The following is a 13,400-nucleotide window of genomic DNA, read 5'->3' as shown; positions in this document are numbered from 1 at the left end:
CCCCTGCCTCTAGGCAGTGGCCGCCATGTCGCGCTACTGATGGACTGCCAGCCGCGTGCGGCAACCCCGCCACGGGCCCTGGTGCGTTGAGGACTTCGTCACTGGCATGGAGGTGGACCATGGTTCGTACGTATCCCGTTGCATCCCCGCAGTTCGACCCCGCCCGCGTTGCCGCCTGGAGCGCGGCCATCGCCCTGCATCTGCTGGCCTTCCTGCTGCTGCTGATCCCGGCGACCTACCAGGCTGTGCAGGTCCCGCGTGACAAGACTGCGGTCAGGCTGATCGAGAAGATCCCGCCACCGCCCACGCCGCCGGTTCCGATCCCGCCGAAAGAGATCGTCCAGGTGGTGCCCAAACCGCGGACGCAGCCGGTGGTACCGCCGCTGCCCGCACCCACCGCGACCGTAGAGGAAACCCAGGGCATCGCACTGCCGGCCGCCGAACCGGCCCCGCCCCAGCTCGCACCGAGTATCGATACCGCCACACCACTGGCCGGCGCCCAGCTGCAATACCGCAGCGCCCCGCCGCCGGCCTACCCGCTGGCGGCACTGCGCAATCGCGAGCAGGGTACGGTGCTGTTGCGGGTAGAGGTGGACACCCACGGGCAGCCGGCGGTGGTCAGCATCGAGCGCAGCAGTGGCTCGCGCAGCCTGGACCAAGCCGCACGCCAGCAGGTGCTCAGGCACTGGCGCTTCGAGCCGGCCCAGCGTGATGGCGTGGCCGTGCCGGCCATCGGCATGGTGCCGGTGCAGTTCTCGCTGCCGGACTGAAGTGATCGCCGGCCCGGCCATCTGCCGGGCCGGCCCTTCCGTCCGGGCGGGCACGGACGGAACAGGATCAACTGTTATTGATTAAGCAAAAATTCACGACTTCGTCACCCGCCGGAAACCTAGATTGGTCCGTCCCGGAATCTACCGGAGACAGCCCTCAACGCTACGGTTTTCCAGTTAGGAGAGAAGCTGTGAAACACCTGATCCAACGGCCCGCCAGCCGCCGCCGCACCACCCTGGCATCGTCCATCACCCATATCCTTACCGGCGGCACCCTGCTGCTGGTTGGCGCCGTGGCTTCCACCTCCGCTTTCGCGCAGGAGAAGGCCACCAACCTGGACCGCATCACGGTCACCGGTTCGAACATCCCGCGCACCAACACTGAAACACCGTCCCCGGTGCAGGTGGTGACCCGCCAGGAAATCGACCGCACCGGCAAGACCACGGTTGCCGAATATCTGCAGACGCTGACCGCCGACGGTTCCGGTTCCATTCCCAAGACCTTCGGCAACGGCTTCGCCGGTGGTGGCGCCGGCATCTCGCTGCGCGGCCTCGGTGCCGGCTCGACGCTTGTGCTGTTGAATGGCCGCCGCATGGCCACCTACGGCCTGGCCGATGACGGCCAGAAGGTTTTCACCGACCTGAGCACCATCCCGCTCGACGCCGTGGAACGCGTGGAAGTACTTAAGGACGGCGCCTCGGCAATCTACGGTTCCGACGCCATCGCGGGCGTGGTCAACATCATCCTGCGCAGTGATTTCCAGGGCGCGATCCTTCGGGGCTCCTACGGCCTGTCCGGCGACAGCGATGGCGACGCGAAGAAGGCGACCTTGACCGCCGGTACCGGCGATCTGGCCACCGACGGCTGGAACGCTTTCTTCAGCCTGGATGTCGCAAAGACCGATGCCATCAAGATCAGTGATCGCAAGAACCGGAAGTGGATCGGTACCGGCGATACCCGCCCGTGGGGCTACGGCAACAATGCCCAGTTCCTGGGCGGCGCCTTCCTCAGCGGCAAGACCCGCGGTGGTGTTGGTCCGAATGGTTCGGTGTATGACGACCGCAATGTAACCGAAGATAATCCTGCCTTCCTGGTCGCCCTGCCGGGCTGTGCTGGCCTGACCACGATTCCAGGCCAGACCGAGGCTACGGCGCAGGCGCAGGGCTGCCTGTGGGATCCGAACCAGCTGTATCGCGACCTGACCCCGGAAGAGAAGTACGTCAACGTGTTTGGCCGTGCCAGCTTTGCCTTTGGTGAAGGTGGTGAGATCTACACCGAGATCGGCTACTCGAAGAAGGAAACCACTTTCAGCAACACCCCGTCGGGCGTCTCAGGTGGCTGGGGCTATCCGGAAGGCCCGGTCAATGCCAACAGTGGTGACGGCGCTACGGTGCTGGGTCCGAACCATCCTGACAATCCGATTCCCGGCCAGGCCTCTCGCCTGCGTTATTCGGCATGGGATGTCGGTCCGCGCGTGACCAACAACACCAATGAGTTCACCCGCTTCCTGGTCGGCATCAAGGGCAACTGGGGCGACTGGAGCTACGACACCGCGTATCTGCACTCCGGCACCGACCTGGTCAACAAGCGTACCGGCTTCCTCAACTACGACAATGTACGTTGCGCACTGGCCAATCCGAACTGCGCCGGTGGTGTCTGGCGTATCGGTGACAACGCCGGCATGAACTCGCAGGCGCTGTACGACTTCATCTCGCCTGACATCAGTGCCCGAGCCAAGTCCAGCCTGGACATGTTCGACTTCACCGTGTCGCGCAGCCTGATGGACCTGAAGGGTGGCCCGCTGGGCCTGGCACTGGGTACCGAATGGCGCAAGACCAGCAACAGCCTGACCCCGCAGACCTATACCGACCAAGGCCAGATCATCGGTCTGGGCTACTCGGCCTACGACGGCACCCAGAACGTGTACGCCGGCTACGTTGAGCTGTCTGCGCCCGTGCTGGAAACCCTGGAACTGTCCGGTGCGGTTCGCTACGACAAGTACGAGAGCGGTGAAGGCAAGGCGACACCGAAGATCGGCATCAAGTGGACCCCGGCCGACTGGATCGCACTGCGTGGCAGCTACGCCGAAGGCTTCCGTGCACCGAACCCGGCCGAGAACGGAGATGGTGGCCTGGCCGCCTTCTCCAACGCGTCCGATCCGGTACGTTGCCCCGGCGGCAACCCCGCACCAGGTGCGAACGACGACGACTGTGGCGCCCTGCCAGTCGCCATCATCACCCGCCCGAACAAGGACCTGAAGCCGGAAGAATCCAAGAGCTACTCGGTGGGTATCGTCCTGCAGCCCACGGCCACGACTTCGCTGACCATTGATGCCTGGCAGATCAAGCGCACCAACGAAATCGCCCAGGGCAGCACTTCCGAAGCCATTGCCGCCGGCAACGTACTGCGTGACAGCAACCTGCTCAACGGCGTGCCCGGCACGGGCAGCATCCTGGCGGTCAACACGCAGTACATCAATGCTGCATCGACCCGGGTACGGGGTATCGATACCGATATCCGCCAGACCTTCGACATCGGCCCTGGCCAGCTGGAGATGGACCTGCAGTGGAGCCATGTACTCAAGTTCGAGCGCACCGATGCCGACGTGACCGTCGACTACGCAGGTACTCACGGCAACTGCGACGTGACCAACTGCATCGGCACCCCGAAGGACCGCATCAACTTCGGCACCACCTGGAGGCAGGGCCCGTGGAGCGTCAGCGGCGTGGCCAACTACATCTCGAAGATGGACAACAAGGACTTCCGTGGCCCGAATGGATCCTACCTGTTCGCGTATGCGGACGGCACGGACGTCAAGAAGATCTCCTCGTTCACCACCTTCGACCTGTCGGGCCGCTGGAACATCACTGAAGCCTTCGAGCTGAACGCCTCGGTGCAGAACGTGTTCGATCGCATCGCCCCGCTGGATCCGTCCACCTACGGTGGTGTCAACTACAACCCGCTGCACTTCAGTGGTGCCATCGGTCGTTACTTCACCGTCGGTGCCAAGTACACTTTCAAGTAATACAGGCAACACTCTTCAACGCAACTTCGAAGGCCCGGGCAGCTGCCCGGGCCTTCGTCGTTCTGCCCCTTGCAGGCATGTTCACGGGCACAAGGCTACCGTGTGCACGCGGCATCACCGCCGCAGGGGATCTCCATGGCCGCGACATCGCAGCGCTTGGGCCTGCCCGCGTTGACTGCACTGGTGGTCGGCTCGATGGTCGGCGCCGGTATCTTTTCATTGCCACAGAACGTAGCGCGCAGCGCCGGTCCGGCCGCCGCGCTGATTGGCTGGGCGGTGAGCGGCGCGGGCATGCTGATGCTGGCGTTCGTGTTCCAGGCGCTGGCCAACCGCCGACCGGATCTCGATACCGGCATCTACGCATACGCGCGCGAGGGCTTCGGCAATTACATCGGCTTCTCCGCTGCGTGGGGTTACTGGGTTGCCTCGGTGCTCGGCAACGCCAGCTTCTTCGTGCTGATCTTCAGCGGCCTTGGCCACTTCATGCCCGTGTTCGGCGAAGGCAATACCCCGGCCGCCGTGGCCGCATCGTCATTGCTGTTGTGGACGGTGCACCTGTTGGTGCTGCGCGGCCTGCGTACTGCAGCCATCGTCAACGGCCTGGTGACCGTGGCCAAGCTGCTGCCGATCGCGCTGTTCCTGATCCTGGCCACCGGCGCGTTCCGCATGGACGTGTTCCGCGCCGATTTCCTCGGCACGCCTGCACTCGGCGACCTTGGCCAGCAGCTGCGCGGCATGATGCTGGTGACCGTGTGGGTGTTCATCGGCATCGAAGGGGCCAGCATCTATTCGCGGCGCGCGGCACGGCGCGCCGACGTGGGTCGCGCCACGGTGATCGGCTTCCTTGGCGTGTGGCTGCTGCTGGTGCTGGTCAGCCTGTTGTCGATGGGCGTGCTGTCGCAGGCGGAACTGGCCGGACTGCCCAATCCGTCGATGGCCTATGTGCTGCGCGCCATTGTCGGCGAATGGGGCGCGACGGTGATCATCATCGGTTCGATCATCTCCGTTCTCGGTGCATTGTTGGCCTGGGTGCTGCTGTGCGCCGAAGTGCTCTATGCCGCTGCAGGTGACGGCACCATGCCCGCCTTCCTGGGCCGTGAGAACGCGCGCGGCGTGCCGGCCAATGCACTGTGGTGGAGCAACGGCCTGATCCAGTTGTTCCTGCTGCTGGTGCTGGTCAGTTCCGGCAGCTACACCGGGCTGGTGCTGCTGGCCGCATCGATGAGCCTGGTGCCCTACTTCCTGTCCACGGCATTCGGCATGCAGCTGGCCTGGCGCGGGCAGGCCTATGCCGGTGAGCCGGGTGTGCGCTGGCGTGATTTTGGGGTGGCAGTGCTGGCCAGTGCGTATGCGCTGTGGCTGGTGTATGCCGGTGGCCTGGACAACCTGCTGCTGTCGGTATTGCTGTACGTGCCCGGCGTGGTGTTGTTCGCACTGACCCGGCGCCAACGCGGCGAGCGGGTATTCACGCGTTGGGAATGGGTGCTGTTCGGTGCGATCCTGATCGTGGCGATCGCCACGCTGGTGGCGTTCTGGCGAGGAGCGCTGGCACTGTAGAGCCGAGCCCACGCTCGGCTTCGCACAGGCAGCCGAGCACGGCTCGGCTCCACAACAACAGTCGAGCAAGCTCGACTCCACAAAGACGCAAAAAAAAACCTGCATCTCGCGATGCAGGTTTCTCAAGGTGGCGCCCGAAGTTGGACTCGAACCAACGACCCCCTGATTAACAGTCAAGTGCTCTAACCGGCTGAGCTATTCGGGCAGACGACTAGTATAACCACTCTTCACGCGCGATGGTAGGGGTGATTGGCGATCATTGCGGCAGCCCGATACAGCTGCTCGGCCACCACCAGGCGTACCAGCATGTGTGGCAGCGTCAGCGGTCCGATCGACCACTTCTCGTCGGCCAGCGCGGATACTTCCGGCGAATGCCCTTCCGGACCACCGATCAGGAACGCCAGGTCCCTGCCCTGCCCGCGCCAGTGTTCCAGGCGCTGTGCCAGCTGTTCGGAACTGAGCTGGCGACCCGGCACATCCAGCGCCACCACATAGGCATTCTTCGGCAGCGCAGCGATCACCCGCTTGCCTTCATCTTCAGTGGCGCGGCGCGGATCACGGCCTTTGCCGCGCAGGCCGGGCTCGATTTCCACCAGCTCGAACGGCAGCCAGTGCGACAGCCGCTTCTGGTACTCGGCGAAGCCCTGCGCCACCCAGCTGGGGGCGCGTTCACCGGTGGCGATCAGGCGGGCTTTCATCAATGGTCCTCCAAAACGTCGACGGCGCCATCGGCGCCGTCGAAGGGATGCATAAACGCGTGGCTCAAGCCACTTCGTCGTCGCTGGACGGCGGCTGGTCGCCGACGGTCCACAGGCGCTCGAGGGCGTAGAACTCACGCACGCGCGGCAGCATCACATGGACGATCACGTCGCCCAGATCGACCAGCACCCACTCGGCTTCACGCTCGCCTTCCACGCCCAGCGGCATCACGTCGATGTTCTTGGCGAAGCGCACCACTTCATCGGCAATCGACTTGACGTGGCGGGTCGAGGTGCCCGAAACGACAATCATGTAGTCGGCAACGCTGGACCGGCCGCGCACGTCGATCTCGACCAGGTCCTTGGCCTTCAGGTCTTCGGTGGCTTGGCGGACGCTGGCCAGCAGTTCCGGCACGGACGGCGGCGGGCTGGGCAGATCGACCTTGATGGTCTGGGGCTGGGTCTGGTTGCTCAAAGTGGATCGACTCGATAAACGTGGGGGCGATTATACGGGGATGGCGCCGCTACGCCATTCACGCTGTGGCCGGGCGGTACAGCCCGTGTGCAGCCACATAGTCCGCCACGCCGGGTGGCAGCAGGGCGCGCCAGGGGCCGCCGCCGGCGATCTGCGAACGCACGGCGCTGGCCGATTCCTCGCGCAGCGGGTGGTGCAGGCGCAGGATGCGCCCGGCCGGGCTGGCGAACAGGGCCTGCTCGGTGTCGGCCCAGCGCCCTTCCAGCGCCCGGCCCAGCTCGCCATCCACCGCAGCCTGCAACGGGCTGCCCGGGCGCTCTGCCACCACGAAATGAGCCAGCCCGAACAACGCCTCCCACTCGTGCCAGCGGGACAGGCCAAGCAGGCTGTCGGCGCCGACCAGCCAAGCCAGCGGCCGGCTCGGACCCAGCTCGCCACGCAGCTCGCGCAGGGTGTCCACGGTGTAGGACGGCCGACCGGGGAAACGCGCTGCACGGTCCAGTTCGCGGCGGTCCAGCAGCAGACCCGGTTCGTCACCGATGGCCAGCGACAGCATGGTGCAGCGCTGCTCGGCCGTGGCGCCGGGCACGGCCCGGTGCGGCGGATCGGCGGCCGGCAGCATGCGCACGGCAACCTGCAGTTCGTCGCGGGCAGCCCGCGCGATCGCCAGGTGCCCGAGGTGCACCGGATCAAAGGTGCCCCCGTAATAGATCCGCAGGCTCATTGCTCAGGCCCGCGCCAGCAGGCGCACGGCACGCGGTTCGGCCACGGCCACCAGCAGGCGCTCCAGCGCCAGCCAGGCATCACCGTCGGCGCGCCCCTTGGCGATGCGGTCGACCAGCCCGGCTTCGGCCACGAAGCGCTCCCAGCGCTTGCTTTCCGGATGCCGCTGCAGCGCGCGCTTGTACGGCGCCTGCCGCGATTCCCAGATGCCGCGCGATTTCATTTCGGCGGCCAGGTTGCCGCCACGGCCCTGCACCCGGGCCAGGCCAGCACCGGCCAGCAGTTCGCGGATCACCATCGGCATCAGCGCAGCCACCGCCTCACCCTCGCCGCGCAGGCCGGCCAGCATGCGCAGCACCGCCGGCGGTTGCCCGGAGAACGTCGCCTCCACCAGCCGGAACACGTCATAGCGCGCGGCGTCGGCCACCAGCGATTCCATCCGTTCCACGTTCAGCGGCTGGCCGTCGGCCAACAGCGCCAGCTTGTCGATTTCCTGGGCGGCAGCCAGCAGATTGCCTTCCACCCGCTCGGCCAGGCGCTGCACGGCGGCCGGGTCCGCGCGCAGGCCCTTGCCACGCAGGCGGCGCTCGATCCAGTCCGGCAATTCGTGCGGCTTGATCGCCCAGGCCACCGACAGCACGCCGATGCGGTTGACCGCCTCGGCCCACTTGCCATGGTGGGCCTTGCTCCATTCGTTGGCGGTAATCATCAGCACCACGTCCGGCGCCGGATTGGCGCAGAACTCGCTGATCACCTCGGCCCCGTCCTTGCCCGGCTTGCCGCTGGGCAGGCGCACCTCGACCAGGCGGCGGGCGCTGAACAGGCTGGGCGCGTTGAAGCTGGCATCGAGCTGGTTCCAGTCGAAATCACGGCCATCGGCATCGAACACTTCCCGCTCGCCGATGCCGGCGGCGCGCGCGCGCGCGCGGATGGCGTCGGCCGCCTCAAGCACGCGCAGGGTTTCCGGGCCGGCAATCAGGTAGACCGGCGCCAGCGCGGTATCAGCGCCCTGGCTGGCCAGCTGCTCCGGACGCAGTTCCATCGTCGCGACTCAGCGCTTGGCTGCGGGAACCGGCTCGGCCGGCTCCACGCCTTCAACCGGCTTGTCCTTCGGCGCCGACAGGCTGCCGCCCTTCTCGATCTCGGCACGCACCACGCTGTCGATGCGGCGGATGATCGAGGCGGACATTTCCCGGCGCAGTTCATTGGCCAGGATTTCACGTTCGGTGGTGGTACCGGTGGCGTCGGTCGGCGGTGACACGTAGTCGCGCGACAGCTCGATCACCTGCTGTGGCACCAGCTCGCTGCCGTCTTCGCGACGGAAGATGAAGATCACCGCGTAGCGCAGGCTGTATTCCTGCGCACGGCCCTGCGAGTCGATGGCGATCGGCAGGTCGCCCCAGCGTTCGGACAGCACCTGCAGCTGGGTACTGGGTTCCTTGCTGTCCTCATCGGCCAGCCTGGCGCCGGACGCCAGCAGGCTGCGGTTGAGCAGCTTGACCAGTTCGCTGTACGGCGCAGTGGAAACCACCTTCACCGGTGCCGTGTCGGTCGGCAGCATCAGCTTGTTGCGCAGATGGAAACCGCAGCCGGCAAGGCCGAGGACAAGAACGAGGGCAAGCAGGATTCGGGTCATGGAGACAGTCTGGCGGAGCCGGGCGATCACGGCAACACACAGCGTGCCCGAAGCCGCGTGAATGCAGGGCCATCAAACGCCTGGCCCTGCACCGGAATGGCACCGGCCACCACACGGGTGGCCGGTGCGGGGTACATCAGGCGGCGACGATGTTCACGATCTTGCCGGGCACGATGATGATCTTGCGCACCGTCAGGCCTTCCATGAACTTGGCCGCGTTGGGCTCGGCCAGGGCCAGTGCCTCGACCTGCTCGCGCGCGGCGTCGGCCGCCACGTCGATGGTGCCACGCAGCTTGCCGTTGACCTGCACGGCCAGGGTCAGCGCGTCGCGCACCAGCGCGCCGGCATCGGCCTGCGGGAACGGCTGGTCTTCCAGCAGGGTCTCGCCGTGGCCCAGCACCTGCCACAGGGCATGGCTGGCATGCGGGGTGATCGGGTTGAGCAGCAGCACGACGGCCTGCAGCGCTTCCTGGCGCACCGCACGCCCCTGCGCACTGCCGTCCTCGAACTTGGCCAGCGCGTTCATCAGTTCCATCACCGCGGCAATGGCGGTGTTGAAGCTGTGGCGGCGGCCATAGTCGTCACCGACCTTGCCGATGGTCTCGTGGGTCTTGCGGCGCAGTGCCTTCTGGTTGGCATCCAGTGCTGCAACATCCAGTGCCGGAGCGGCACCGTCGGCAGCATGCTTCTGCACCTGGGCCCACAGGCGGCGCAGGAAGCGGGCCATGCCATCCACGCCGGCTTCGTTCCACTCCAGCGACTGTTCCGGCGGCGCGGCGAACATCGAGAACAGGCGCACGGTGTCAGCGCCGTACTTGTCGACCATCGCCTGCGGGTCCACGCCGTTGTTCTTCGACTTGGACATCTTCTCGGTGCCGCCGACCACCACCGGCTGGCCGTCGGCGATCAGGGTGGCGCCGGTGATGCGGCCGCGCTCGTCACGCTGCACGTCCACATCGGCCGGGTTGATCCAGTCCTTCGAGCCGTCCGGGTTCGGGCGGTAGTAGGTCTCGGCAATCACCATGCCCTGGCACAGCAGGTTGCGCGCGGGCTCGTTGCTGTCCACCATCCGCGCGTCGCGCAGCAGCTTGTGGTAGAAGCGGAAATACATCAGGTGCAGGATCGCGTGCTCGATGCCACCGATGTACTGGTCGACCGGCAGCCAGTAGTTGCCGCGCTTGTCGACCGCGTCACGGGCACCCGGCGAGGTGTAGCGGGCGTAGTACCAGCTCGACTCCATGAAGGTGTCGAAGGTATCGGTCTCGCGCTCGGCCGCACCGCCGCAGTCCGGGCAGGTGGTCTTGCGCCATTCCGGATCGGTCTTGATCGGCGAACCGGTACCCGAGAACGCCACGTCCTCCGGCAGCACCACCGGCAGCTGTTCTTCCGGCACCGGCACCGCACCGCACTTGGCGCAGTAGATCACCGGAATCGGGCAGCCCCAGTAGCGCTGGCGGCTCACGCCCCAGTCGCGCAGGCGGTAGTTGACGCGGCGCTGGCCCTGGGCCTTGCGCTCGAATCGTTCGGCCAGGGCTTCGAAGGCGCCCTGGAAATCCAGGCCATCGAACTCGGCCGAGTTGACCAGCTCGAAGGCACGGCTCTTGTCGCTGTACCAGTCCTGCCAGCGGCTGCCATCCCAGGTGCGCTCTTCTTCGGTGCGCGCATCCTTCAGCGCGATCACCTGCTTGATCGGCAGGCCATACTTGTTGGCCACTTCGTTGTCGCGCTGGTCATGCCCCGGCACGGCCATCACCGCACCGGTGCCGTAGCCCATCAGCACGAAGTTGGCGACCCACACCGGTACCGGCTCGCCGGTGACCGGATGCAGCGCACGCAGGCCGGTGTCCATGCCGCGCTTTTCCTGGGTTTCCAGCTCGGCCTCGGACACACCGCCCTGCTTCAGGTCGGCCAGCATCGCGGCCAGTTCCGGGTTGTTCTTCGCCGCATGCAGCGCCAGCGGATGTTCGGCGGCGATCGACACGAAGGTCACGCCCATCACCGTGTCCGGGCGGGTGGTGAACACGCGCAGCGGATCCAGCATGCCGCCGTCTACATCACGCACGTCGAACTGGATTTCCAGGCCCTCGGAACGGCCGATCCAGTTGCGCTGCATGGTCTTGACCGATTCCGGCCAGCCGTCCAGCTCGTCCAGGCCGTCCAGCAGTTCCTGGGCGTAATCGGTGATGCGCAGGAACCACTGCGGGATCTCGCGCTTCTCGACCAGGGCGCCGGAGCGCCAGCCGCGGCCATCGATGACCTGCTCGTTGGCCAGCACGGTCTGGTCGACCGGATCCCAGTTCACCACCGCGTTGCGGCGGTAGGCCAGGCCCTTGCGCATCAGGCGGGTGAACATGCGCTGCTCGTGGACGTAATAGTCCGGGCGGCAGGTGGCGAACTCGCGCGACCAGTCGATGGCATAGCCCAGCGACTTCAGCTGGCTGCGCATGTGGTCGATGTTCTTGTAGGTCCACGCCGCCGGCGCGGTCTTGTTCTTGATCGCGGCGTTTTCCGCCGGCAAGCCGAACGCGTCCCAGCCCATCGGCTGCAGCACGTTATGACCCGTCATGCGCTTGTAGCGGCTGATCACGTCGCCAATCGTGTAATTGCGCACATGGCCCATGTGCAGCGCACCGGACGGGTACGGAAGCATCGACAGGCAGTAGTACTTCGGCTTGTCCGAAGTCTCGTCGACTTCGAAGGCACGGGTGGCGTCCCAGTACTGCTGGGCGGCGGATTCAACCTGCTGCGGGTCGTAGGCGTTGGTTTCAGCGCTGGTCATGGAACACGCGGTTGCGGCGGCAAAGCGGTACAGCGTACCGCAGTGCGGCAAACGTCTCCAATCCTGCCTGCCGGATGCCGGCGCCGCGGGCGTCCGGCGGCGGTCTCAGCGCGGTCGCGACAGTGGCAGCGCCAAGGCCAGCCAGACCGCCCAGCAGGCGAACGCAAGCCGTTGTGCCAGCGGCGCCGGCAGCACGCCCTGCAGGGCAAACGCCGCCAGCGCGGCCAGCACGCCACAGGCGAGCGCCACGGCGCCCAGCGCGCGCCCATGCGCCTGGCGCACCTGCGACGTGCCCAGCAACAAGGTCCCGGCGACAAATCCCAGCACCCAGATCATCCAGGCGCTGGCATGCAGCTGGCTGGCCGGCCCGTGCAGGTCGTCCACATCCAGCGGCAGCAACCCCATCGCGGCGAACGCCAACCCGGCCAGCAGCAGCATCTGGCTGCCCACCCGCGGCGCCCAGCCGGCGGTTGCCGGCAGCCTGCGGCGCAGGCACTCGGCCACAACCACCGCAAGCAGCCCCGGCAGCACGAAGCCCAGCAGATTGAAGGCCAGCGCATGCGGCACCCCCTGTGCCCCCAGCAGCGCTACCGGGTGGCGGGCCTGCGCGTAGCCGTCCAGGCCGGCACCGAAACCGAGCACCGCCAGCACGAACAGCAGCGCGGCGACCAGGCCGGACAGGCCGGACAGGCGCAGCAACGGGGACAGGGACGACATGCAGGCTCCGGAAAGAACGGCGACAGGAAGCCTGCATTGTCAGGCATTTACTACAACCCGGGTTGAGACCGGCATCGATCGTCACCATAGAATCGGTCTCCAGACGCCAAACGATGCTTCCCCCCATGACCGAGACGACCTACGTATTCGACGCCACCACTGCGACCTTCGAGGCCGAAGTCCTGCAGAAGTCGCTGCAGACGCCGGTGCTGGTCGACTTCTGGGCCACCTGGTGCGGGCCGTGCAAGACCCTGGGGCCGATGCTGGAAAAGCTGGCTGCCGAGTACAACGGCGCCTTCGAACTGGCCAAGGTCGACGTCGACAAGGAACAGCAGATCGCCGCCGCCTTCCAGATCCGCTCGGTGCCGACCGTGTTCCTGGTCAAGGGCGGCCAGCTGGTGGACGGCTTCCCAGGGGCCATCCCGGAAGGCCAACTGCGTGAGTTCCTGGCCCAGCACGGCATCGTGCCGGCCGACATCGGCGACGCCGTCGCCGAAGATGAAGCCCCGCTGGACCCGCAGGCGCAGGTAGACGTACTGCGCGCGCAGATCGCCGCCGAGCCGGACAAGGACGAGCTGAAACTCGACCTGGCGCTGGCCCTGCTGCAGATCGGTGGCGTCGATGAAGCCAGCCTGCTGATTGACGGCCTGCCCGCCAACCTGTCCACCGACGACCGGGCTGTGCGTGCACGCGCCCGGCTGGCCTTCGCCTCGGCCCTGAAGGACGCCCCGGCCGCTGAAGTGCTGGACGCCCGCATCGCCACCGATGGCAAGGACCTCAAGGCACGCCACCTGCGCGGCGTACAGCTGCTGCTCGGTGGCCACGACGAAGCCGCGCTGGCCCAGTTCCTGGAAATGCTGCGGATCGACCGCACGTTCGAGGACGGACTGCCGCGCAAGGCCCTGATCGACGCCTTCAATGTGATCTCCGACGAGGACCTGGTCGGCCAGTACCGCCGCCGGATGGCCTCCCTGCTGTTCTGAACGGAAACCCACTTCGTTCAGAATCCCTGCACTGAA

General features: G+C 66.5%; 11 protein-coding genes and 1 tRNA gene. 4 read left to right on the top strand and 8 right to left on the bottom strand.

Annotated elements, in window-relative coordinates:
• Positions 1 to 119 precede the first annotated feature (119 nt).
• The 3 genes from AC5QAH_RS00660 (at position 120) to AC5QAH_RS00650 (ending at position 5,353) form a co-directional block, all read left to right on the top strand.
• Positions 120 to 770, top strand: a complete 651-nt coding sequence (locus tag AC5QAH_RS00660) for an energy transducer TonB (protein ID WP_019338627.1) — start codon at positions 120 to 122, stop codon at positions 768 to 770.
• 191 nt (positions 771 to 961) lie between these two features.
• Positions 962 to 3,796, top strand: coding sequence for a TonB-dependent receptor (locus tag AC5QAH_RS00655; protein WP_043402691.1), 2,835 nt, complete (start codon positions 962 to 964; stop codon positions 3,794 to 3,796).
• 135 nt (positions 3,797 to 3,931) lie between these two features.
• Positions 3,932 to 5,353: a basic amino acid/polyamine antiporter gene (locus AC5QAH_RS00650; RefSeq protein ID WP_049454678.1), complete on the top strand. Its 1,422-nt coding sequence runs from the start codon at positions 3,932 to 3,934 to the stop codon at positions 5,351 to 5,353.
• 128 nt (positions 5,354 to 5,481) lie between these two features.
• On the opposite strand, the gene AC5QAH_RS00645 is transcribed toward AC5QAH_RS00650, so the two are convergent.
• The 8 genes from AC5QAH_RS00645 to AC5QAH_RS00610 form a co-directional block, all read right to left on the bottom strand.
• Positions 5,482 to 5,558, bottom strand: a tRNA-Asn gene (locus AC5QAH_RS00645).
• A 22-nt stretch (positions 5,559 to 5,580) separates the two neighbouring features.
• Entirely contained in the window at positions 5,581 to 6,051 is a 471-nt protein-coding gene (gene rlmH, locus AC5QAH_RS00640; protein ID WP_005418108.1) for a 23S rRNA (pseudouridine(1915)-N(3))-methyltransferase RlmH, read from the bottom strand.
• Between the two features lie 64 nt (positions 6,052 to 6,115).
• The gene (gene rsfS / locus AC5QAH_RS00635; RefSeq protein WP_005418109.1) at positions 6,116 to 6,526 is read right to left on the bottom strand and encodes a ribosome silencing factor; all 411 of its coding nucleotides are present in this window, start codon (positions 6,524 to 6,526) and stop codon (positions 6,116 to 6,118) included.
• Positions 6,527 to 6,584: 58 nt separating this feature from the next.
• The gene (gene nadD, locus AC5QAH_RS00630; protein ID WP_010482945.1) at positions 6,585 to 7,250 is read right to left on the bottom strand and encodes a nicotinate-nucleotide adenylyltransferase; all 666 of its coding nucleotides are present in this window, start codon (positions 7,248 to 7,250) and stop codon (positions 6,585 to 6,587) included.
• A 3-nt stretch (positions 7,251 to 7,253) separates the two neighbouring features.
• Positions 7,254 to 8,291: a DNA polymerase III subunit delta gene (holA, locus tag AC5QAH_RS00625; RefSeq protein ID WP_099560696.1), complete on the bottom strand. Its 1,038-nt coding sequence runs from the start codon at positions 8,289 to 8,291 to the stop codon at positions 7,254 to 7,256.
• A gap of 9 nt (positions 8,292 to 8,300) precedes the next feature.
• A complete protein-coding gene (locus tag AC5QAH_RS00620; protein ID WP_043402708.1) occupies positions 8,301 to 8,885 on the bottom strand; it encodes an LPS-assembly lipoprotein LptE in 585 nt (194 codons plus the stop codon).
• A 136-nt stretch (positions 8,886 to 9,021) separates the two neighbouring features.
• A complete protein-coding gene (gene leuS, locus AC5QAH_RS00615; RefSeq protein WP_010482938.1) occupies positions 9,022 to 11,664 on the bottom strand; it encodes a leucine--tRNA ligase in 2,643 nt (880 codons plus the stop codon).
• 105 nt (positions 11,665 to 11,769) lie between these two features.
• Positions 11,770 to 12,381 (bottom strand): DUF998 domain-containing protein, encoded by a 612-nt coding sequence (locus AC5QAH_RS00610; RefSeq protein WP_010482937.1) that lies wholly within the window; start codon positions 12,379 to 12,381, stop codon positions 11,770 to 11,772.
• A gap of 125 nt (positions 12,382 to 12,506) precedes the next feature.
• On the opposite strand from AC5QAH_RS00610, the gene trxA reads away from it, so the two are divergent.
• Positions 12,507 to 13,364, top strand: a complete 858-nt coding sequence (gene trxA, locus AC5QAH_RS00605; RefSeq protein ID WP_019336992.1) for a thioredoxin — start codon at positions 12,507 to 12,509, stop codon at positions 13,362 to 13,364.
• Positions 13,365 to 13,400: the final 36 nt, after the last annotated feature.

The sequence above is a fragment of the Stenotrophomonas sp. YJH_SMC_43 genome, from assembly GCF_059372535.1.
Note: the sequence above shows the minus strand (reverse complement) of the source record. Positions and strands in the feature narration are given on the sequence as shown.

Bases quoted from the DNA above. Each gene is read 5' to 3' on its own strand.
- AC5QAH_RS00660 (WP_019338627.1), top strand. From the start codon at position 120: ATGGTTCGTACGTATCCCGTTGCATCCCCGCAGTTCGACCCCGCCCGC.
- AC5QAH_RS00620 (WP_043402708.1), bottom strand. From the start codon at position 8,885: ATGACCCGAATCCTGCTTGCCCTCGTTCTTGTCCTCGGCCTTGCCGGC.
- AC5QAH_RS00610 (WP_010482937.1), bottom strand. From the start codon at position 12,381: ATGTCGTCCCTGTCCCCGTTGCTGCGCCTGTCCGGCCTGTCCGGCCTG.
- rlmH (WP_005418108.1), bottom strand. From the start codon at position 6,051: ATGAAAGCCCGCCTGATCGCCACCGGTGAACGCGCCCCCAGCTGGGTG.
- holA (WP_099560696.1), bottom strand. From the start codon at position 8,291: ATGGAACTGCGTCCGGAGCAGCTGGCCAGCCAGGGCGCTGATACCGCG.
- nadD (WP_010482945.1), bottom strand. From the start codon at position 7,250: ATGAGCCTGCGGATCTATTACGGGGGCACCTTTGATCCGGTGCACCTC.
- trxA (WP_019336992.1), top strand. From the start codon at position 12,507: ATGACCGAGACGACCTACGTATTCGACGCCACCACTGCGACCTTCGAG.
- AC5QAH_RS00650 (WP_049454678.1), top strand. From the start codon at position 3,932: ATGGCCGCGACATCGCAGCGCTTGGGCCTGCCCGCGTTGACTGCACTG.
- leuS (WP_010482938.1), bottom strand. From the start codon at position 11,664: ATGACCAGCGCTGAAACCAACGCCTACGACCCGCAGCAGGTTGAATCC.